Source organism: Ihuprevotella massiliensis, from assembly GCA_900095835.1.
In the GTDB taxonomy this organism is placed as follows: domain Bacteria; phylum Bacteroidota; class Bacteroidia; order Bacteroidales; family Bacteroidaceae; genus Alloprevotella; species Alloprevotella massiliensis.
In genome coordinates, this window is the sequence record LT608321.1 from 1690853 (window position 1) to 1712230 (window position 21378).

The following is a 21378-nucleotide window of genomic DNA, read 5'->3' on the forward strand; positions in this document are numbered from 1 at the left end:
CCACGCACTCATCAGAGAGCTGTTTTTATAAAACATCCGTCGTGTAGACGATTGTAACTTTAATCACACAATACAACACTAACTGACTTATGAAAAATCCACTTCGCGGACTGCTCCTTCTGTTGGTAGCAGTTTGTTGCATTGCTTGTCGCAGCAACAATTCCGCCACTTCTGACACAAATTCTTCTCAAACTATGAACAAGACTGCAACTCTCTATTTCGCTGGTGGCTGTTTCTGGGGCACCGAGCATTATTTCAAACAAATCCGTGGCGTCCTCTCCACCAAAGTGGGCTATGCCAATGGCAACATCGAGCATCCCACCTACGAACAAGTATGCTCCAAAACCACTGGTTTCGCCGAAGCTGTGGAAGTAACTTATAATCCTGAGGTTCTTCCCCTCACCCTTCTCGTGCAACTCTATTTCCGTAGTATCGACCCCACCAGCATCAACCGCCAAGGTGGCGACATCGGCACGCAATATCGCACTGGCATCTACTACACCGATCCCGACACTCGTCCCTTCCTCATAGCCGAGCGCACCAAGTTGGCACAAGCCATTGGTAAAAATGTGGCAGTAGAAATCGAACCTTTGCGCAATTTCTATGCAGCTGAGGACTATCACCAAGACTATTTGGACAAAAATCCTGGAGGATATTGCCACGTTTCTCCTGCCCTCTTTGCAGAAGCTCGCAAAGCCAATGCCGACACCACGCAGCACAAATATGAGCGTCCCTCCACAGATACGCTCAAATCTAAGCTCACCGAAATCCAATATCAAGTCACGCAAAACGCTGCCACCGAACGTCCTTTCACCAATGAATACGACCACGAGTTTCGTCCTGGCATCTATGTAGACATCACCACAGGAGAACCCCTCTTCCTCTCCACCGACAAATTCGACTCCGGTTGTGGATGGCCCGCATTCTCCAAGCCCATAGATGCCCATCTTTTGAAGAATATCAAAGACTCTTCCCACGGCATGCAGCGCATCGAGGTGCGCAGCAACAAGGGGAATGCCCACCTAGGTCACGTCTTCAACGATGGTCCCAAGGAAAAGGGCGGTTTGCGCTATTGCATCAACAGTGCTTCCCTGCGTTTCGTCCCTCAAGCCGAGATGGAAAAGCAAGGTTATGGCGCCTACCTCCCCTTGTTGGAGACACCCAAGGCAGCACAGCACTAAAAGCTCCTAGAAAAGAGAAAAAACGTGGGAGATAATTCAAAAAATGTCGGAGATTTCTTAGGATTTCTCCGACATTCTTTTTGTTCTATTTGAAAGTAGGCAGTACTATCAAATCAGCCTGCAATTTGAACTACCTGCCAGAAAGTGCAAGTCCACCGAGAGAAAGCTACAATTATCAGCGCGAAAATTAGAGTTTTACAAAGAAAAAAATAGTAATTTTGTAACAGCAACGTTCATCATCAGGATGTGTAGATTCGAATATGCCGAATAAAGGCTATTTTCCCTCCTTAATCCTGCTAATGATTGGATAGAATTTGTATTCTATCTTTCACCACAAGTTCAATTTCCAGTTTAGTACCTCCTCGTCATCATGTTCTCGCTTAGCGTGAAGAAAAATGTGGAGAAACAAAAAGTCTCGCCTTATGACAAAAGCTATCTTCCATCTTCGACAGTTCCGTGTACTGCTCATTGTCCTGTTGTGTTCATTTTTTTCTCTTCCACTAAGTGCGAAGAGCGCCTATGTCGAGCAGAGCAAAGATGAAACCACCCTCACCTTCTACTATGATAACGACCGTGGTTCGCGTAGAGGTGAAATTTGGGGTATCGATGAGAATTTCTCATTTTATGGATGGAGGATACAGAAGGTGGTGTTTGAAGATTCCTTCAAGGATTACCGTCCCACTAGCACCGCCCGATGGTTTGCGGGTTTTAAATCACTCGTTAATATTGTAGGGCTTGAAAACCTCAATACTTCTGAAGTGACGGATATGAGCGCGATGTTTGAAGGTTGCTCTAGTTTGACGTTTCTGAATCTCTCCAACTTCAACACCTCCGCGGTGACGAAGATGAGGGGGATGTTCTCTGGTTGCTATGGTTTGAAGGAACTCAATGTTTCTAATTTCAACACCTCCGCGGTGACGGATATGAGTATTATGTTCTCTCGTTGCTCTAGTTTGACGTCTCTGAACCTTTCCAACTTCAACACCTCTAAGGTGACGAATATGAGTGAGATGTTCTATAATTGCTATGGTTTGAAAGAACTCAATGTTTCTAATTTCAATACCTCTGCGGTGACGAATATGAGCGGAATGTTCTATAATTGCTCTAGATTGACAGAACTCAATGTTTCTAATTTCAATACCTCTGCGGTGACGGATATGAGAAAAATGTTCTCGCTTTGCTCTAGATTGATAGAACTCAATGTTTCTAATTTCAACACCTCTGCGGTGACAAATATGTATGATATGTTCTCTGGTTGCTCTAGATTGACAGAACTCAATGTTTCTAATTTCAACACCTCTGCGGTGACGGATATGAGTTATATGTTCTCGCTTTGCTATGACTTGAAGGAACTCAATCTCTCCAAATTCAATACTTCTTCGGTGACGGATATGAGCTGGATGTTCTGGGGTTGCTCTAGTTTGAAGGAACTCAATCTCTCCAAATTCAATACTTCTTCGGTGACAAATATGGGAGAAATGTTCTATTATTGCTCTGGTTTGAAGGCACTCAATCTCTCCAAATTCAACACCTCTGCGGTGACGAATATGAGATTTATGTTCTCTGGTTGCTCTAGATTGACAGAACTCAATGTTTCTAATTTCAACACCTCTGCGGTGACGGATATGAGTTATATGTTCTCGCTTTGCTCTAGATTGACAGAACTCAATGTTTCTAATTTCAACACCTCTGCGGTAACGGATATGAGCTCTATGTTCTATAATTGCTCTGGTTTGAAGGCACTCAAACTCTCCAAATTCAATACTTCTTCGGTAACGGATATGAGCTACATGTTCTATAATTGCTCTGGTTTGAAGGCACTCAAACTTTCCAAATTCAATACTTCTTCGGTGATGGATATGAGCTCTATGTTCTATAATTGCTCTGGTTTGAAGGCACTCAATCTCTCCAAATTCAATACTTCTTCGGTGACGGATATGAGCTCTATGTTCTATAATTGCTCTGGTTTGAAGGCACTCAATCTCTCCAAATTCAATACTTCTTCGGTGACGGATATGAGCTATATGTTCTATAATTGCTCTAGATTGACAGAACTCAATGTTTCTAATTTCAACACCTCTGCGGTAACGGATATGAGAAAAATGTTCTCTGGTTGCTCTAGTTTGAAGACCATATTCAACACCGATACATGGCGATGTGATAATTCTCAAAACATGTTCTATGACTGCACTCAATTGAAGGGAGTTGTGAAGTATGATGCTAGCAAGTTGGATGTCACGATGGCAAATCCAACAACGGGCTATTTCACTGATCCTAATAGGAAGGTTGAAGCCTATGTGTTGCAGAGCGAAGACCAATAATCGTAAATCGCGTAGCGGTAAAACTTGGTACATCGATGAGAAGTCAATTAGTTCCAAACCTGTCTGTGCTGGAACATACTCTACTTCTAACATGGTGGTCAAAAAGGTAGTGTTTGATGCTTCGTTCAAGGATTTTAGACCTACCACCACGGAATATTGGTTTTATAATCTAAAAGCACTCACCACTATTTTATCTAAATACTTAGTCTAATCTGCAAGTTTTGTGTCCTTTGAAGATGCGAACTTGCAGATTTTTTCATGATTATAAACGCCCCTTGCTCGCTATCACTGTCGTGTGTGAGAACGGAAAGATGTTTTGCTACAAAAACATTGGTTATGCGACAAGAAAATCGTAATTTCGCAATACTGTATATACTCCATCTCATTATATTTCACGCGCAAAGATTACAATGAAAATCATCCATACCGCCGACCTCCACTTGGGCAATGTCTTTCATCAACACAGTCGTGTGGCTGAGCATCGCCATTTCTTCCAATGGTTGCTCCAAACGCTGAAGCACGAAGAGCCAGATGCTCTCATCATCAGTGGCGACATCTTCGATTCGCCTAACCCCAGTGTGGAGGTACAACGTCTGTTTTTTGATTTTCTCAACCAATGCACGCAGGAAAATGAAGGAATGCAGGTGGTGGTGATAGCGGGCAACCACGATTCTGGAGCGCGCATCGAAGCTGCCGAAGAGTTGCTGCGCCTGCACAACATCTATGTGCGCGGCACTGTGCAGCGAAAGGGAGAAAACATCGATTTTGAACGCAACATTCTTCCCCTTTCTCCTCGCCACACGTCGGAGGCAGCTGTGGTGTGCTATGCTCTGCCTTTCTTGCGCTCGATGGACTATCCCCACAATTTGAGTGTGGAAGGCGGCATCAAATATCATTTGCAGCAGATGGACAAATGTCACAAAGCGAGTGAGTTTAAAAAACTTCCCGTGGTGCTGGCAGCTCACTTCTATGCTGTGGGTGCTTTTGTCAATGAGCAGGAGCACAGCGAGCGTTTGGTGGTGGGCGGTCAAGACTGTGTTGAGGTGGGCGATTTGGGCAAACGCTATGCCTACACGGCACTGGGACACATCCACAAGGCGCAGGAAGTGGCAGACCTCGAGACAGTGCGCTATTCGGGCAGCCCGATAGCCCTCTCCTTCTCGGAGGTGGACTATAAACGCAGTGTGATGCTGGTGGAAGTGGATGAGCGTGGACGCGCTGAGGTGCGTGCCATTGACTACACCCCCTTGTGCGATTTGCTCACCCTACCGAAATATGGTTATGCTTCGCCCGAAAAACTCCTGTCGCTCTTGGCAGATTTGCCCAAAGACGATGGCACAACCCCTCGCGAAACTTGGCCCTATCTGGAACTCCATGTGCAACTCTCACAACCCGAACCCGAATTGCGTGCCAAGATAGCCAAACTCTTGGAAGACAAAGCGGTGCGTTTCTGCCGTGTCACCACGGAAACAGCAAAACGTGAACCACAAACCACAGAAACTTTGCCTTCGCTCGAGACACAATTAGAGCAAATAAGCCCCCTAGAGTTGGCACAGCGCTGCTACCAATCGCAGTTTGGCAACGAGATGTCGGAAGCCTTGGTGCAACGCTTCCAAATGGCACAACAAGCGCTCCAAGAGGCTTAGTATTCACGGGCTTTGCCCAGAAGCTCCCTCCCTTATATTTCTCCTCGCATCCTACATTTCATAGGCGACATGACGATAGATTCCATTAGCATTTGCAACATCACCTCTCTCGAAGGGGAACACTTCATAGATTTCACTGCCGAACCGCTGCGTTCGGCGGGGCTTTTTGCCATCACGGGCGACACTGGAGCTGGCAAAAGTAGCTTGCTCGACGCCATTTGTTTGGCACTCTACGACGAAACACCACGTTTGGACGAAAAAGTGGACAAGGTGTCGAAAGAGCAGAAGGACTATGTGCTGAAAAACAATGTGAAAACGCTCAAAGACACGCGTTTTTATTTGCGTCGTGGAGCACAAAGTGGCTATGCACGTGTGAGATTTTCCATGCCCAATGGCGGCACTTACGAAGCTGGTTGGGAAGTGAGCATGACACGCAACGAGACCTTCCGAGAGGTGGAACGCTACTTGGACGAGATTTCGCCCAAGGGGAAGGTGACGCGCATTGCTTCGGGCAAGAAAAACACGCAAGAGGCGGTGGAGCGTGTGATAGGATTGGATTATCAACAATTCTCACGCACTGTGATTTTGGCGCAAGGAAGTTTCGCTAGTTTCCTCAAAGCACAATCTGCCGAAAAGAGTGTGTTGCTCGAAAAGCTCACCGGCACCGACATCTATGGCAGCATCTCGAAGAAAATTTACGAGATGAGCAAGGAGGCTGAGGGCGAAGTGCGCAGTGAAGAAGCCAAATATGAAGGTTTGTCGCAAGGTCGTTTGGCAGAGGAAGATGTGGTGGAATTGCAACATCGCGAACAACAGTTGGCGAGTGTCCTCCTCGATTTGGAGCAACGCAAAGCGCGCACCACTCATTTCTTGCAGTGGCATGAGAAGAACGAGGAGTTGAAAGCGCAATACAACGCAGCCATGAAGTTAAATGTGGCAGCCAATAGCGCCTATCTGCTCATGCGTGAGCAAGAGAAGGCTTTGGCACGCTATGATGCTGTGTTGCCCTTCCACACGGCTTATGAACAAATCAATGAGCTGACCAACCAAATTGATAAAATCAAAGATGAAGAGAGTCGAATTGCCCTAAAAATCACTCAAGAAGAAGCGCAGAGCAAGCAAGCCGAACAAGATTTGCAACAAGCTGATGAGCGCAAATTGGCAGCTCAAGAGACTTTGCGCTTGCGCCGTCCCGACATCGATCGTGGATATGGTTTGCAGGGGCTCATTTCTTCGCTCGAAAAGCAACAAATCGATGCCGAAAAGGCAAAAGATGAGGCAGTGTTGGCTCAGGATCAAACCAATGTGGATTTGACCACTCGTTTGCACGAAGAAAATCGTTTGAAAGAAAATCTGGAAAAAGACAATTTGCGTCGTCAGGCATTGGACGTTCACCGCTCAATGTTTGACAATTATCAGACGATTATTGAGAAGCTCAAGCAATATGTTGCAGAAAAACATAACTATGAGAAGTGGGAGCAGGAGTATCAACAAGAGAATCAGACGATACAAAACCTTACGGAGCAGTTGAATAAGGTGAAAACCACGGTGCGCGAACAGGAAGATGAATTGTCGAGTCTGCGTGCCAGTCGTTTGGGACATCAGCAGTCGATAGCGCACATCTCGGAGGCGGAACTCAACGAGTCCTACAATCGCGACATTCAACGTAAAATGCTGTTGGAAGAAGCCAGAATAGCGTGGCAAACCATCACCGATCGTTACGAAAAAATGTCGCTGCTTCGTGCGAATCAACAGCGATGGAAGCGACAAATCGAGCTGAAAGAAACAGAAATTCTCGCGGCTGAAAAAGAGGAACAATCGCGTTTCAATCGCTTTGAAGAACTGAAAGATGCCTTTGTGTTGGCGCAGGTGCAGGATGTGGAAAAGCTCCGCGAACTGCTCAAAGAAGGCATGCCCTGCCCAGTGTGCGGAAGTGCGCACCATCCCTATCACACAGAGGTGGAACAGGTGTCGGGCGAACGCCAACAACAACTCAAAAAGGACTATCTAGATGCCGAAAACAACTACAAGGCGCAAAGAAATTTGCTCGCGCAGCTCAAAGAAGAAAGACGTGATCAGATGTCGAAACAAAAAAGCGAGAAGCAGTTGCTGGAGAGTCTAGAGCAAGAGCAGAGCAGTTCTGTGGAGAATTGGAAGAAGTTTACTGACCTCGACACCTCCTTTGTGGACTGTTCGGCTGAAGTGAATCGAGGTGCGCGCAAAACGACTATCGAGATGCTCCTCGATGCTGTGAAGCGACAGATGCAACAAAGCGAAAAAGATTTGGCTTCTTGTCGTTTCCACACTAAAGCGCTGAATGAGGTGAACGAAAAGCTGACAAAGCTCGAAGAATCTCTGGGTGCGTCGTCGCAAAAGAAGATGGATTTAGAAGCCAAACTTCAAGTGTGCACCCAAAATGGTCATCGCATTCATCAGTTGATGATGAAAAGCAATACGGACATCGAAACGTTGTATGGTTCACTCGGCGATTTGCTCACTCTGTCGGGATGGCGCGAAGAAAACGCTATCGAAGGCTACCTAAAGCGACTGGGCGAACTCTACGATGAATGGCGTCAGCTTAACGAAAAAATCACAACTAACACCACTGACTTGGAAATGTTGCGCCAGCGCATTGCTACATTGAAGGAGACAGCTCAAAAGCAAATGCAACTGACCAACGATTGCCGCAGCAAGTGCAGCCAACTGCGCGAACAACTGGCGGAACATCGTGAAGAAATTGTGCGAATGTTTGGACAGGACACACCGCAAAGTTTGGCAGAAAAATTGCAACGCAACATTGACGAAGCCACTGCGCAATGTCAACAACTCCAACAAAACAGCAACACCCTCAAAGCTCAGTTGCAGCAGTCTATCGGACAGCAACAGAGTTTGGCACAAAGTCGCCTGAGAGCGGATGTCGATTTGCGTCAGCGTCGTACGGAGCTTGATATGGAAATCACGCGTTTCAACCGCGAAAATGAGCCTTTGCAGCAACAAGAACTGGCACGGATATTCCAAGACCCTCGCGACTGGCAAGCACTGCGACAGGAGATTGAGGCTTGCAAAAACCGTCATCTCCTCACCGAACAAAAGAAGCAGCAGGCACTCGAAGCCTATACCAACTGGCAAGGTCAAGCCAACCGCCCTTCGGATGCCGAAGCCGAACAGCCTGAAGCCTTGACGGAAAGTTTGCCACTCTTGGAGGCGGAACATCGCCAAAAGCAAAGGGAACAAGATGAGGTGAAGCACCGATTGTGCCGACACGAAGATAGCATCAAGGAGTCGGAAGCGCAGAGCAAAAAAGTGGCACTGGCGAAAGAGAATGCCGAAGAATGGGCGCGTCTTAACGCTGTGTTTGGCTCGAGCGAAGGCAAAAAGTTCCGCGATATGGCGCAGAGCTACACCTTCTCTCTCCTCGTGCAACATGCCAACTTCCATCTCCATCGCCTCACCCCTCGATATGATTTGAATGTATTTCCTGGTTCGCTCACGCTCGAAGTGGTGGACCATGATATGCTCGATGAGCGTCGCTATGTCAATTCCCTTTCGGGAGGCGAAACTTTCATTGTTTCCTTGGCACTTGCCTTAGGATTGGCTTCACTCTCCAGCACAACTTTGAACATCGGTAGTTTGTTTATCGACGAAGGTTTTGGACATTTAGATGAGGCTTCCCTTGGATTGGTGCTCGATGCGCTTGCTGCACTCGAAGACAGCCAAGGACGCAAAGTGGGAGTGGTGAGCCACACCGAACAGATTCGCGCACAGATTGCTCCACAAATCAAGGTGGTGAAACAAGGTGCGGGCGGAACTTCTACGATTGAGGTGGAATAAACTTCCATCTATCTGTCGATTGCTATGTTTGTCTGGTGGCAGATGAAAGTCCTCTGCAGCAGTTGTCCCTAAATGTTTGGGTAACTGTCAGTATTGTGGGACATCTTGCCGCGCTGGACACTTTATTCTCTTGCATTTTTTCCAATGAAAAAGATACTTTTCTTGCATGGTTTCGCTTCAAGCGGCCATTCTGGCACGGTGATGACGCTGCGCCAACTGCTTTATGCCGATGGAGTGTCGGTGATTGCTCCCGACCTGCCTGTGATGCCGCAAGAGGCAATGGCACTCATCGCACAGCTCATCGAAGACGAACGCCCCGATGTGGTGGTGACCTCGTCGATGGGTGGACTCTTTGGCGAGCAACTGCACGGCATTCCGCGTGTGCTCATCAATCCGGCTTGGTCGATGTCGCGCCTATTGACGTTTGGTGGCATGGGACGTCGCGAGTTTTACAACAAGCGTGCCGACGGGGCTAAGGATTTCAAGGTAGACAAGGAGATGGTGGCTGAGTTTAAAGCCATCGAAAAGAACACGGGCAAGGGCATCACTGCCGAAGATAAGCAAATGGTGTGGGGACTCTTTGGCGATAAAGACAAACGAGTGAACCACCAAAAGGATTTTGTGAAACTCTATGGCAAGGAGCATTTTGTGGTGTTCGATGGTGAACACTCCTTGAACGACAAGGTGCTGAGCCGAGTGGTGCTACCCATCGTGCGCGAACTCCTAGAATTGCACTAAGGAGGACAGTGGGCACTGCTCATTACCTTTCAAATCAACCTCAGAATAATCTGTTACGGAGAACTTAAACGTGCCATTCTAGGCACTAGCGAGAAGATGCTTATCGACGGGATAGTAAAGTTCGGTGTGGAGAATCAGTAAGTGTTTATTAAGCTCAGCATCCCTCATAAAAATGAACTAATAATCCCTTAGACCATTTCGAGGATATCCTCGAAATGGTCAGTATCGGATCTGGAACAGAACGTTCTTTGAAATCTGTAAAACTATCCCGTTATGCATGTTACTTGATAGTACAGAATGCTGATCCGAGCAAAGAGGTAGTGGCGAATGGACAAACTTATTTTGCCATTCAGACACGGACAGCTATAAAACGAAACAACGCTGGACGATTCCACAAGGAGTTGTCCAGCGTTGTCTTTTTCTAGAGGGCTAGTCTTTCTAGTTATTCTAGTTATGCTTGTTCGGGGCTTTCCACCACTTCGCCTTTGAGGGTCGCGCTCGAAGCAGCCAAGATGCGCACACGCACGGTCTGTCCAATGCGGTGATTGGCGCGAGGGATGATGACCACCTTGTTTTGTTCGGTGCGACCGAAGAGCTCCTCGCGACTGCGCTTGCTCACTCCCTCGAGGAGAATGTCCGCCTCACGTCCTACCCAAGCCTCGTTGGCTTTGAGCGAAAGCTCATTTTGAAGCTCAATCATCTCATTGAGACGGCGAATCTTGGTCTCTTCGGGGATGTCATCGTCGAGATTGCGGAAGGCATAAGTGCCTGGACGCTCAGAATATTTGAACATAAAGGAAGAGTCATAGCCCACTTCACGCATGAGCGAGAGGCTGAGTTGGTGGTCTTCCTCTGTTTCTCCACAATATCCGGCAAAGATGTCGGTGGAGATGGCACAGTCTTCGATGATGTCGTGGATGGCTTTCACGCGGTTCATGTACCACTCGCGGTTATATTTGCGATTCATCTTCTTCAAAATGACATCGCTACCACTTTGCACGGGAAGGTGGATGTGGCGACACACATTGGGCTCTTCGGCAATCACACGAAGTGTGGCATCGCTCATGTCTTTGGGGTGAGGAGTGGAGAAGCGGATGCGCATATCGGGCACCGCACGCGCCACAGTGCGCAAGAGTTCGGGGAAAAACACGTAGTCCTTATTGTAGTCCGCTTCAGCTTCCGTAGACTTTATGCCCTTTGTGGCAATGGCTTTGTCGCGCGTTTGTGCTTCAAATTCCTCCAGTTCGCTGTTGGGACGTTCGGTGTCGCCCGAAGCATCGCGCTTCGCTTTGTAGGAATTGACATTTTGTCCCAAAAGGGTCACTTCTTTGAAACCACGTTTTTGCAAGTCCAAGCATTCGTTGATGATACTTTGCACATTTCGGCTACGCTCGCGACCACGGGTGTAAGGCACGATGCAGAAGTGGCAGAAGTTGTTGCAACCACGGGTGATGCTCACAAAACCAGAAATCTTCGATCCGCAGAAGCGTTCGGGCATGATGTCACCATAAGTCTCTGTGAGCGAGAGATCAATGTTGATGGCTTTTTGTCCCACCTCGGCTTGCGCAATGAGGTCGGGCAAAGAGAGATAGGCATCGGGTCCTGCCACAATGTCGGCATGGTGCTTCTCGAGCAAATCGTCTTTCACACGCTCTGCCATGCAACCGAGAACTCCGAGGATGAGGCGGCGTCCCTTCTTGCGCAGAGCGTGGAGGGCTTGCAAACGGTGGATAATCTTCTGCTCAGCATTATCGCGCACTGAGCAGGTGTTGAGAAACACAGCGTCAGCTTGGTCGATGTCTTCGCAGGGTTCGTAGCCTGCCATGCGCATCACGCTAGCCACCACTTCAGAGTCAGCCACGTTCATCTGGCAGCCGTATGTTTCTATCAGGAGTTTCTTCATGAGTTATGTCTATGTTGGAGAGATTGTGTTCAAAAAGGATGGAGAAAGATGCCCCACGAGGGGAAGATGTCGCTGTGCTTGGCGGCTGTTGTGGAGCGATATCGAAGAGGATGGGCGCAAACCGCTTTTGCTGCTGAGATTATTTCCCAGCTTTCGAGCATTGCTGCACAAGGGCTTCCACGGCAAGGCGGTAGCTATCGGCACCAAACCCTGCAATGACGCCTTGGCACACGGCACTGATGAGCGAAGTGTGGCGAAAAGCCTCGCGGGCATGCACATTGCTCAGATGCACTTCCACCACTGGCAGCGGAGCTATGCTACTGATGGCATCGCGCAACGCCACAGAAGTGTGGGTGTAGGCACCAGCGTTAAGCACCACACCTGCCACCTCACCCTCGATCGCTGCTTGTTGGAGGGTATCGATGAGGGCACCTTCGTGGTTCGATTGGAAAGCGGCAATCTCCACGCTTCCAGCAAACTGCTGTTGCAGTCCACGGATGATGTCATCGAGCGTTTGCGCGCCATAGATGGTGGGTTCTCTGCGACCGAGAAAATTGAGGTTCGGTCCGTTGACTACAAGTATTTTCATACTACCATGCGTTTCTTCGCTCTCATCCCACGCACTTTCTACCTAGCGTGTGCCGGCACAAAAGCGCACCACAACGGAGCGATGTGGAGAAATTGTCGTATATTTGTCTGCAAAATTACGAAATCGCAGGTGATTCTCAAAACGCGCGCGATAAAACTTTTGATAATCAGCTTTATGAACGACTCTTCGTCCGAACTTTCTAAACCCCAAGTTGCCGACACTTCGGCTTTGGTGGAGAAATATCGCCTCTTCTTGTTGCTCGAGCAAGGACTTTCGGAAAACACACGCATGGCTTATCAGCGCGATGTGGAGCGTTTCTTGGAATTTCTTGCTGAGGTGAACACACCTGTCCTTGAAGTGCGCTTGCCCCTCCTGCACGAATACACCCAACATCTCTTTGCCTTGGGTGTCGCTGCGCGTTCCATGGCGCGGATGCTCAGTGGCGTGCGCTCCTTCTATCGTTTCCTCCAACTCGATGGCCACTTGGCGCAAGATCCCACGGAGTTGTTGGAGAGTCCGCGCATCCCCAAGCACTTGCCTGCTGTGCTCTCGCTCGAAGAAGTGGAAGCCATCCTCGGGGCTATCGACCAATCCAAGCCCGAAGGACAGCGCGATCACGCACTTTTGGAACTGCTCTACAGTTGCGGACTCCGTGTGAGCGAGGTGTGCAATCTCAAACTCTCCGATCTCTTCCTCGACGAAGGCTTCATTCGCGTCACGGGCAAGGGCGACAAACAGCGCATTGTGCCCATTTCTCCACGTGCCATCCACGAACTCCACAACTGGTTTGATGCGCGTGCCAACATTGCCGTCAAACCTGAGGACGAAGACTTTGTGTTTGTTTCTTCTAGCCGCGGACGTCACCTTTCGCGCATCACGGTGTTTCACAACATCAAGCAATATGTCCAAGCAGCCAACATCGACAAAGTGGTTTCGCCCCACACCTTCCGCCATACCTTTGCCACGCATCTCCTCGAAGGGGGTGCTTCTCTGCGTGCCATCCAGGTGATGCTCGGACACGAAAACATTGGCACTACCGAGATTTACACGCACCTCGATAGCCGCTTCCTCCGTCAACAAGTGTTGGAGTATTTTCCACGCAATCGGAAGACAACAGAATAGGGTGTTTGCCCTTTATCAAATCCCCAAAAGAAGTATTGGAATATATACACCACAACGAGATGCTGCACTGGGCAACACCTCGTTGTGGTTTGTTTTTAGGGGGAATATTGAAGCGCAGGGCTTTTTCCTTTTTTTGAGCTTTCTACCCAAACCAGAGCATGACGATGATTTGGGCAATGATGACGCGCAGGAACATTGCCAACGGATAGACAGCAGCATAAGCCAAAGAGGCTTGGTCGCCTTCCACAGTGTCGTTCACATAACCTAGGGCGATGGGATTTGCCATGGCACCACAGAGCATGCCCGCAGTGGTGGCAAAGGATTTGCGACGATACACCACCGCTATCACGGCTACAATCGCCATGGGGAGAGCAGTGATCAGGGCTGCAAATCCAATCCCTTTGAGAGCGGCAGGCTGCATGACGGTGGCTAAGAAGTCACCTCCTGCGTCGAGACCCAGACAAGCCAGATACATCGAGAGTCCGAGCGAACGGAGCATCAAGTTGGCAGACTGCGTGGTGTAAGCCACCATGTGGAGGCGCGGTCCATAAGCTCCGATGATGATGCCCATGATGATGGGACCACCCGCAAGACCGAGGCTGATGGGATAGCTCAGTCCGAAGTGAATGGGCACACTACCGAGGAGAAGTCCTAGTACGATGCCGAGGAAGATGGTCACCATGTTAGGCTCTTCCAAGGATTTCACCTCGTTGCCCAAGAGTGCCACCACCTTTTCGATGCCTTCCTCGTTGCCCACCACTGTGACGCGGTCGCCCATGCGGAGCATAAGGTCGGGCGTGGCAAGAAGTTTGAGGTCGGTGCGTTTCACACGGCTCACGGTGACGCCATAAAGGAGGCGAAGATTGAGGTCGCGCAGCCGCTTACCATTGATGCTGGGACGTGTGATGAGCACATGTCGAGAGATGAGCTGTGCATCAATCGCGTTCCAGTCGATGTTGTCTTTGTTCCAATCCTGTTCTTCGTGTTCGCCAAAGAGTGTGGTGAGCACGTTCACTTGCGATTTGAGGGTGATGATGAGGAGTCGGTCGCCTTCTTCCAACACCGTTTGGGCATTAGGCAAAATCACTTTACCTTCTCTCCAGATGCGCGACACCACAAACTTAGCGTGTCCCGAATGGTTCACCACTTGGTGGATGTCTTGTCCGAAGAGAGCTGGATTTCGCACGCAATAGGCTGTGATGTATGCCTCTTCGTCGTGGTCGGTGTCTTCGCCTTTGTCGTGGCGTTGCAACCATCCGCGCATGATCACCAAGACAATGATGACGCCCACCATGCCGATGGGGTAGGTGACGGCACAACTCAAGGCGGCTACTGCCGAGGGTTGTCCCAACTGTTTGAGTGTTTGCTGTGCAGCACCGAGGGCAGGAGTGTTGGTGGTGGCACCACAAAGCACTCCCATGAGATCGGCAAAGGGCAGCCAGCCTGTCATAGCAATGACCACTGCCATGATAGTGCCGATGATGACGACTGCCAAGGAGAGGATGTTGAGCCACGTGCCTCCGTGTTTGAAGGTCGTCACGAATCCCGGTCCCACTTGTAGACCGAGGGTGTAGACAAACAAGATGAGTCCGAAGCTTTCGGCATACGACACCATCTGCGGGTCGAGCTTTAAGCCAAGAGCTCCTGCCAAGATGCCGGCAAAGAAGACGAAGGTGATGCCAAGACTAATGCCTCGAAATCGAAATTTAGCCATTGACAATCCAAGTGCACATACCGCCGAAAGGATGATGACCGCTTGAATGGCAGAGGGTTCAGTGAGAAGTTTAACAATCCACATAAACAAATCGATGCACCTGCCCAATGTGATGGGTGCAATAATTGAAAATAGAGGGGCTAAAATAAAATGCTTCGTAGACATTCACTTCCGATGGAATGGACACCTACTATGGAGTTTGGGCAAAGTTAGGGAGAAAAACGAAAGGAACGAAAGAAAAGACAGACTTTTTTTGCAAATAAGCAAGACATAGAGTAGAGCCGATGTGACATTTCGCCATAGAATCCTCATTTCTGAGGAAAAAGACTAGACATTTATGAAAAAAGTGGCGAAACACTTGGTCATTTGTCAAAAAGAATGAGTAATTTTGTCCGACATAATATTAGCAATATCATACCATGGTCATGGAGCCATAGTGTGACGATTTATATTCAATTCATCCTTTCATGAAAAAAGCAGATCTTCTAGACCGCAAAATTCTTAAAGTAATCTCTGTCGATGCTCGCCGTAGTTTCAAAGAAATTGCTGCCCAATGTGGTGTTTCACGAGCTGCCATCCACCAACGCGTGGTGCGTATGGTGCAACGTGGCATCATCGTGGGTAGCGGATATCAAGTGAATCCCAAGTTCTTGGGTTTTGGCACTTGCACCTACATCGGCATCAAGCTCGAACGTGGCTCCCTCTACAAGACCGCTGTGGCGAAGCTCAACGAAATTCCTGAAATCGTGGAGTGCCATTTCACCACTGGTCCTTACACCATGTTGGCAAAGCTCTATTCTCGTGACAATGAGCACCTCCGCGACTTGCTCAACAACAAGATTCAAGAGATTCCTGGGGTCACTTCTACCGAAACTATGATTTCTTTGGAACAAAGCATTCAACGCACCATCCCCATCAGCACCGAACGCGAGTTTGAAGAGCCCGAAAAGGAAATTTATCCTCCCGTAGCTGACTTCGTGGATGAGGTAGATGACTAATTGTCGCCCCCTTTCGATTCAACACATCAGTGAGATAGGAGAGAGGATATTATCTTCATCGCTTGCTCATTTTGGGCAATAGCACTCCATTCTCACTTCTTGATGGCTGAAAAGAAGTATTATTTATCACTATGAACAAAGGACGTAGCGCGGCATCACGCTGCGTCCTCTTTGCTTATATGCAGAGTGGGTTATCTCATTGGTAATCCTTCAGAAGCATTTATTACACATCTTATACTAAACTCTTATTTTCTCATGGAAGCTATTTCTATTTTTGGCATCGACATCTATTGGCAAGGGGTGCTCTTAGGGCTTTGCACCTTCCTTATCATTGGCGTTTTTCATCCCATCGTCATCAAAGCGGAATACTACTTCGGCACTCGCCCTTGGTGGATATTCCTTCTCGTGGGCATCGTTTGCGGACTGGCGCCCTTCTTCATCAGCAGTCTCTTTTGGGGAGCACTTTCTGCCATCGTGGGCTTCTCTAGCCTTTGGGGTATCGGCGAACTCTTCGATCAGCGCAAGCGCGTCATCAAGGGCTGGTTTCCCATGAATCCCAAGCGCAAACACGAATATCCCGAAGACAGCATCCCCTACGGAGGAAAACTCTAAATATATTTTAGACGTTAGAGATTAGACGTTAGACGTTAGAGGGCTGCGCAGTTGGACTAGAAGAACTAGAAAGACTAGAAGCTCTAGAAGAACCGAGCCCCGCTTGTCGGGGCGAGCGAAAAAGGGTCTATGACCCTCTAACGTCTAATCTCTAACCTCTAATGTCTAACGCCTAACGTCTAACGTCTAATGTCTAACGTCTACGATCTCGAAACCCTCTACGCCCAAGCCACGCAACAGCTTGCGCCTGAGCGTCCTCTCATTGCCATCACCGGCAATTTTGGAGACAAAGGTTGTGAATTAGCCGAAGGTTACTACCAGTCTATTCTCCGTGCTGGAGCCACTCCTTTGGTAGTCCCTCCCACTTCCGACCTCACAGCGATAGATGCCTTGTTGCATCGTGTAGACGGCATCTTGCTTTCGGGCGGTGCCGACCTCAACCCCTTGTGGGTGGGCGAAGAACCCCATTCTGCTTTAGGGGGCATCAATCCCGTGCGCGACGCCTTCGAGTTGTTGCTCATACGTCGTGCTGCCGACCACCAAATCCCGATGTTAGGCATCTGTCGTGGCATGCAAATGCTCGCTGCTGCTTTGGGTGGAAAGGTAGAGCAAGACATGGCATCCGCGCGTCCCGACGCGGCATTGCTCAAGCACAGCCAAAACGCTCCTCGTGCTGAGGCGACCCATCGCGTGCAATTACTGGAAGACTCCCTCTTGGGACAACTCCTTGGCAGAGAAATCTTCGTCAACAGCTTCCATCACCAAGCAGTGGCAGACACTGGCACACAATTCCGTGCCGTAGGTTTTGCCAGTGATGGCACCATCGAAGCCATGGAGAGCACCACCTTCAAGAGCTTCCTTGGTGTGCAGTGGCATCCTGAGTGCATGGACAACGAAGACTCCGCACGGCTTTTCCGTCATTTCGTGCAACAATGTGCCAGCTATCACTGCGCACGCCAGTGGCACCACCACCACCTCTCTCTCGACTCCCATTGCGACACCCCCATGTTTTTCGATCAAGACATAGACTTCAATCGTCGCGACCCAAAAATCCTTGTCGATGCCTTCAAAATGGCAGAAGGTGGCTTAGATGCTTCGATCATGGTGGCTTATCTCGCACAGAAAGAGCGCACCGCCGAAGCTCATCTGGCAGCCACTGCCAAAGCCGATGGCATCCTCGACCGTCTCACCGCCATGGTGGAGCATTGCCCCTCAGCGCGCATGGCATTCTCACCCGAAGAAGTGCGAGCCAACAAGGCAGCTGGCTATCGTAGCATCCTCCCAGGCATCGAAAATGGCTATGCTTTTGGCACAGATTTAGCCAACATCGCCCGCTATCGTCAGAGCGGTGTCGTCTATACCACCCTTTGCCACAATGGCAACAACGAGATTTGCGACTCAGCACGTCCCAATGCTCTCGACAAAGAGCGATTCCCTGCCACCAATGGTGCGGAACATGGTGGTCTCTCCGCTTTCGGTCGTGAAGTCGTGGCAGAGATGAACCGCGTGGGCATGATGGTAGACCTTTCCCACGCTGCTGAATCCACGTTTTACGATGCTTTGGCAGTGTCCAAAGTCCCCATCGTTTGCAGTCATTCCTCTTCCAAGGTGCTCTGCAATCATCCGCGCAATCTCACCGACGACCAACTCCGTGCGCTCGCTGCGACTGGTGGTGTGGCGCAATGCACCTTCTATTGCGGCTTCCTCCGCACCGATGAGGAAAATGCCACCCTCGACGACGCTGTGGCACACATGCTCCACATGATCAAGGTGGCAGGCGTGGACCACATCGGCATCGGCACTGACTTCGATGGCGATGGTGGAGTCCCTGGTTTGGCATCGGCTTCCGAACTCATCAACCTCACTCGCCGTTTGCAGGCAGAAGGTTTCACTGACCACGATTTGGAAAAGTTGTGGGGTGGTAATTTCCTTCGCGTCATGGCGCAAGTGCAGGCTGCTGCACAAGCCTAAACATGGGCTACCACCGGTCTGTTCTCCCTCTTCTCTTTGCGACTCTCTTACAATAGCTTCACGCAATGAAACTTCTTTCTCTCCTCACTTGTTTGCTTCCTGCTGCCCTCTGTTTCACGGCTTGCAAGAGTAGCAAATCTTCTACCGACACCACGGCTTCGACCATCGATTCTTCCCTCGTTTGTCCCGTGGTGTTCAACGCAGATTCTGCCTATCATTTTGCCCAAAAACAGTGTGATTTTGGTCCTCGCACTCCTGGGTCTGCTGCCAACAAGTCTTGTGGCGAATACATTCTAGCACAGTTTGCACGCTTTGGGCTCACCACCTCCGTGCAAGCTACCACCGTGACTGGATGGGACGGCACAAAACTCCCTTGTCGCAACCTCATTGCGCAATATCGTCCTGAGGCGAAAGAGCGCATTGTCCTCGCTGCTCACTACGATTCTCGTCCTTGGTCCGATCAAGATGCCGATTCCACGAAGCATCGCCAACCGGTGATGGCTGCTGATGATGGAGCTTCCGGAGTGGCAGTGATGCTCGAGGTAGCGCGCAATCTCCAACAGCTCAATCCTGCCATTGGCATAGACTTCGTTTGCTTCGACGTCGAAGACTATGGTGCACCCTATTGGGCTCCTGAATCAGCACGCAACGACGAAAACACCTTCTGTCTCGGTTCGCAGTATTGGAGTGCACAAGCCGCTGCGCAAAACTATCGTCCTCGCTTCGGCATCCTCCTCGACATGGTGGGGGGGAGTGGCAATCAGTTCCGATTTGAAGGCTATTCTCTGAAGTATGCTCAGTCTGTAGCCGTCCGCCTGTGGGACGCTGCTCGCTATGCTGGGGCTGAGAGTTGCTTCATCCCCGACAATGGCGGTTTCATCACCGACGACCATTTGCCCATGAACACCATTGCTGGCATTCCCACTGTCGATGTCATCGCTTATAGCCCCAATGGCGGATTCCCTGCCCACTGGCACACCACCCACGACACCATGGACAAACTCGATGCTGCTACACTGCGTGCCGTTGGACAGAGCCTTCTCCAACTTCTCTCACAAGAGAAATAAGGCATCTCTTTCCTTGGCTTCTCTCTTCTTAGTTTTTCCTGTAACACCCTCTTTAATTTTTATCATAGACTCATGACAATCAACGAAATACAAGACGAAATTATCGAAGAATTCAACGAATTTGACGACTGGATGGATCGCTACCAACTCCTCATCGACTTAGGTGGTGAGGCAGGTGCTCTCCCCGAATCGGAGAAGGTGGAAACCAATCTCATCGACGGTTGCCAAAGTCGTGTCTGGATTGTCTGCGATCAAAATGTAGATGGCACTCTCACCTTCCGTGCCGAGAGCGATGCTCTCATTGTGAAAGGCATTGTCACCCTCTTGCTCCGCGTGGTCAATGGTCACACCGCTGAAGAAATCCGTGACACCGACCTTTATTTTGTGCAGTCCATCGGACTCAGTGAGCATCTCTCTCCCACTCGTGCCAATGGTCTTCTTGCCATGATCAAGCGCATCAAGACCTACGCTGCTGTCCTCGCAGCCAGAGCATAATTTGTGCGCTCCTCTCCTCCCCTTATTTTGTGCGTATGTCCCTTTTTCAGGCTTACGCACAAATAGTTCTCTTCCTTCCTCAACAATAAATCCACGATGACCAAAAAACTGAGAAAAGCAGAAGCTGTGCTTTGTGCTATGCGACTCATTCAAGAAAATGGTGGTGAAATGCACATTCGCGATATCAAAGCCGCGATGGAAAAAACCTTTCCAAAAGATGACTATGAGCGTGAAAGAATGAAGACTGACGGTTCAGAACGCTGGTACAATCAACTTATGTTCCATTCCATTGGTGCTTACAAGTCGGGTTTTATTCAGAAAAACAAAGGAGTTTGGCATCTTACACCCGAAGGAGAACAAGCGATGAAGTTAAGCGTCAAAGAGTTTTCCGATGCCCTCCACAAAGGTTACAATGAATGGCTCGAAAAAAAGAAGAAAGCTGAGTCAACACCTCAAGATATTGAGGAAGAAAATGCTGTGGTGGAAACAGAAATCGACTATGAACAAGCCAGTAATCAGGCAGAAGAAGGTTTTCGCAGCTACATTGCAGCTTTGAATCCTTACGAATTTCAAGATCTTGTGGCTGCGCTCTTCCGTGGCATGGGCTACTACACGCCTTTTGTGGCTCCTAAGGGCAAAGATGGTGGCGTAGACATTATAGCTTATCGCGATGCTCTCGGACTGGAATTTCCACGCGTCAAGGTTCAGGTGAAGCATTATCCCAATAATCCTGTTTCAGCCGATGTCGTGCGTCAGCTCAGAGGTACACTTTCTCACGAAGGTGAATCGGGAGTGGTGGTCACTTCGGGTAGTTTCACGAACGATGCCAAATATGAAGCAAGAAATTCTCACAAAGCCGTTACCCTTATTGATTTTTCTCTTTTTATCTCTTTATGGGTTGAGCATTACAGCAAACTATCTGACGAGGACAAAAAGCGTTTGCCCATTGCACCCATTTATTTTGTGAAACCAACAGTTGGGTAAAACTTCTTACAAATCAGTTTGTTGGGCTTTATCTCTCGTTTTTCACAAGGCGAAGAAATCGCAGTTTCGCTTGTTTATCAAGTGAAAAGAGCAACTACGAAACAACCTATGAAAAACGTTGGACTTTTCTCAAAAAACGTGGGAGATTTCTTGAAAAACGTTGGACTTTTTCCGAAAAACGTTGGAGATTTTTTGAATTATCTCCG

Annotated in this window: 15 protein-coding genes; 12 read left to right on the forward strand and 3 right to left on the reverse strand. The window is 49.1% G+C overall.

Annotation, left to right across the window (positions count from 1 at the left end):
* The first annotated feature begins 89 nt into the window (after positions 1–89).
* From msrB to BQ2633_RS06975, 5 genes are all read left to right on the forward strand, one after another.
* On the forward strand, positions 90–1181 hold the full coding sequence (gene msrB, locus BQ2633_RS06955; RefSeq protein ID WP_075566030.1) for a peptide-methionine (R)-S-oxide reductase MsrB: 1092 nt from the start codon (positions 90–92) through the stop codon (positions 1179–1181).
* Between the two features lie 422 nt (positions 1182–1603).
* The gene (locus BQ2633_RS06960) at positions 1604–3502 is read left to right on the forward strand and encodes a BspA family leucine-rich repeat surface protein (protein WP_075566032.1); all 1899 of its coding nucleotides are present in this window, start codon (positions 1604–1606) and stop codon (positions 3500–3502) included.
* Between the two features lie 410 nt (positions 3503–3912).
* Positions 3913–5148: an exonuclease SbcCD subunit D gene (locus BQ2633_RS06965; RefSeq protein ID WP_075566034.1), complete on the forward strand. Its 1236-nt coding sequence runs from the start codon at positions 3913–3915 to the stop codon at positions 5146–5148.
* 69 nt (positions 5149–5217) lie between these two features.
* Positions 5218–8979 (forward strand): AAA family ATPase, encoded by a 3762-nt coding sequence (locus BQ2633_RS06970; protein WP_075566035.1) that lies wholly within the window; start codon positions 5218–5220, stop codon positions 8977–8979.
* A gap of 144 nt (positions 8980–9123) precedes the next feature.
* Positions 9124–9717 (forward strand): YqiA/YcfP family alpha/beta fold hydrolase, encoded by a 594-nt coding sequence (locus BQ2633_RS06975; RefSeq protein ID WP_075566037.1) that lies wholly within the window; start codon positions 9124–9126, stop codon positions 9715–9717.
* Positions 9718–10168: 451 nt separating this feature from the next.
* Here BQ2633_RS06975 and BQ2633_RS06985 read toward each other — a convergent pair whose 3' ends face one another.
* Both BQ2633_RS06985 and aroQ read right to left on the reverse strand, forming a co-directional pair.
* Complete coding sequence (locus BQ2633_RS06985; protein WP_075566039.1) at positions 10169–11620, reverse strand: MiaB/RimO family radical SAM methylthiotransferase; 1452 nt, start codon at positions 11618–11620, stop codon at positions 10169–10171.
* 139 nt (positions 11621–11759) lie between these two features.
* Entirely contained in the window at positions 11760–12209 is a 450-nt protein-coding gene (aroQ, locus tag BQ2633_RS06990; RefSeq protein ID WP_075566041.1) for a type II 3-dehydroquinate dehydratase, read from the reverse strand.
* Positions 12210–12383: 174 nt separating this feature from the next.
* Here aroQ and xerA point away from each other — a divergent pair, with 174 nt between their 5' ends.
* Positions 12384–13331 carry a site-specific tyrosine recombinase/integron integrase gene (gene xerA / locus BQ2633_RS06995; RefSeq protein ID WP_075566042.1) on the forward strand — a complete coding sequence of 316 codons (948 nt, stop codon included), beginning with the start codon at positions 12384–12386 and terminating at the stop codon, positions 13329–13331.
* A 142-nt stretch (positions 13332–13473) separates the two neighbouring features.
* Here xerA and BQ2633_RS07000 read toward each other — a convergent pair whose 3' ends face one another.
* Complete coding sequence (locus BQ2633_RS07000) at positions 13474–15129, reverse strand: putative transporter (protein WP_075566044.1); 1656 nt, start codon at positions 15127–15129, stop codon at positions 13474–13476.
* 383 nt (positions 15130–15512) lie between these two features.
* Between BQ2633_RS07000 and BQ2633_RS07010 the strand changes: the two genes are divergently transcribed.
* The 6 genes from BQ2633_RS07010 (at position 15513) to BQ2633_RS07035 (ending at position 21172) form a co-directional block, all read left to right on the forward strand.
* The gene (locus tag BQ2633_RS07010) at positions 15513–16043 is read left to right on the forward strand and encodes an Lrp/AsnC ligand binding domain-containing protein (protein WP_075566047.1); all 531 of its coding nucleotides are present in this window, start codon (positions 15513–15515) and stop codon (positions 16041–16043) included.
* Between the two features lie 255 nt (positions 16044–16298).
* Positions 16299–16655, forward strand: coding sequence for a DUF4491 family protein (locus tag BQ2633_RS07015; RefSeq protein WP_176720101.1), 357 nt, complete (start codon positions 16299–16301; stop codon positions 16653–16655).
* Between the two features lie 189 nt (positions 16656–16844).
* A complete protein-coding gene (locus BQ2633_RS07020; protein ID WP_075566050.1) occupies positions 16845–18626 on the forward strand; it encodes a membrane dipeptidase in 1782 nt (593 codons plus the stop codon).
* 65 nt (positions 18627–18691) lie between these two features.
* Positions 18692–19693, forward strand: coding sequence for a M28 family peptidase (locus BQ2633_RS07025; protein WP_075566052.1), 1002 nt, complete (start codon positions 18692–18694; stop codon positions 19691–19693).
* 72 nt (positions 19694–19765) lie between these two features.
* Entirely contained in the window at positions 19766–20188 is a 423-nt protein-coding gene (locus BQ2633_RS07030; protein WP_075566054.1) for a SufE family protein, read from the forward strand.
* Between the two features lie 96 nt (positions 20189–20284).
* Positions 20285–21172, forward strand: coding sequence for a restriction endonuclease (locus tag BQ2633_RS07035; protein ID WP_075566055.1), 888 nt, complete (start codon positions 20285–20287; stop codon positions 21170–21172).
* Positions 21173–21378 lie beyond the last annotated feature (206 nt).

What these genes read in the sequence shown, in the direction of transcription:
- BQ2633_RS06970 (WP_075566035.1), top strand. Translation starts at nt 5,218, where the DNA reads ATGACGATAGATTCCATTAGCATTTGCAACATCACCTCTCTCGAAGGG.
- xerA (WP_075566042.1), top strand. Translation starts at nt 12,384, where the DNA reads ATGAACGACTCTTCGTCCGAACTTTCTAAACCCCAAGTTGCCGACACT.
- BQ2633_RS06975 (WP_075566037.1), top strand. Translation starts at nt 9,124, where the DNA reads ATGAAAAAGATACTTTTCTTGCATGGTTTCGCTTCAAGCGGCCATTCT.
- BQ2633_RS07000 (WP_075566044.1), bottom strand. Translation starts at nt 15,129, where the DNA reads ATGTGGATTGTTAAACTTCTCACTGAACCCTCTGCCATTCAAGCGGTC.
- BQ2633_RS07010 (WP_075566047.1), top strand. Translation starts at nt 15,513, where the DNA reads ATGAAAAAAGCAGATCTTCTAGACCGCAAAATTCTTAAAGTAATCTCT.
- BQ2633_RS06985 (WP_075566039.1), bottom strand. Translation starts at nt 11,620, where the DNA reads ATGAAGAAACTCCTGATAGAAACATACGGCTGCCAGATGAACGTGGCT.
- BQ2633_RS06965 (WP_075566034.1), top strand. Translation starts at nt 3,913, where the DNA reads ATGAAAATCATCCATACCGCCGACCTCCACTTGGGCAATGTCTTTCAT.
- BQ2633_RS07030 (WP_075566054.1), top strand. Translation starts at nt 19,766, where the DNA reads ATGACAATCAACGAAATACAAGACGAAATTATCGAAGAATTCAACGAA.
- aroQ (WP_075566041.1), bottom strand. Translation starts at nt 12,209, where the DNA reads ATGAAAATACTTGTAGTCAACGGACCGAACCTCAATTTTCTCGGTCGC.
- BQ2633_RS07035 (WP_075566055.1), top strand. Translation starts at nt 20,285, where the DNA reads ATGACCAAAAAACTGAGAAAAGCAGAAGCTGTGCTTTGTGCTATGCGA.
- BQ2633_RS07015 (WP_176720101.1), top strand. Translation starts at nt 16,299, where the DNA reads ATGGAAGCTATTTCTATTTTTGGCATCGACATCTATTGGCAAGGGGTG.
- msrB (WP_075566030.1), top strand. Translation starts at nt 90, where the DNA reads ATGAAAAATCCACTTCGCGGACTGCTCCTTCTGTTGGTAGCAGTTTGT.
- BQ2633_RS07025 (WP_075566052.1), top strand. Translation starts at nt 18,692, where the DNA reads ATGAAACTTCTTTCTCTCCTCACTTGTTTGCTTCCTGCTGCCCTCTGT.
- BQ2633_RS06960 (WP_075566032.1), top strand. Translation starts at nt 1,604, where the DNA reads ATGACAAAAGCTATCTTCCATCTTCGACAGTTCCGTGTACTGCTCATT.
- BQ2633_RS07020 (WP_075566050.1), top strand. Translation starts at nt 16,845, where the DNA reads ATGTCTAACGTCTACGATCTCGAAACCCTCTACGCCCAAGCCACGCAA.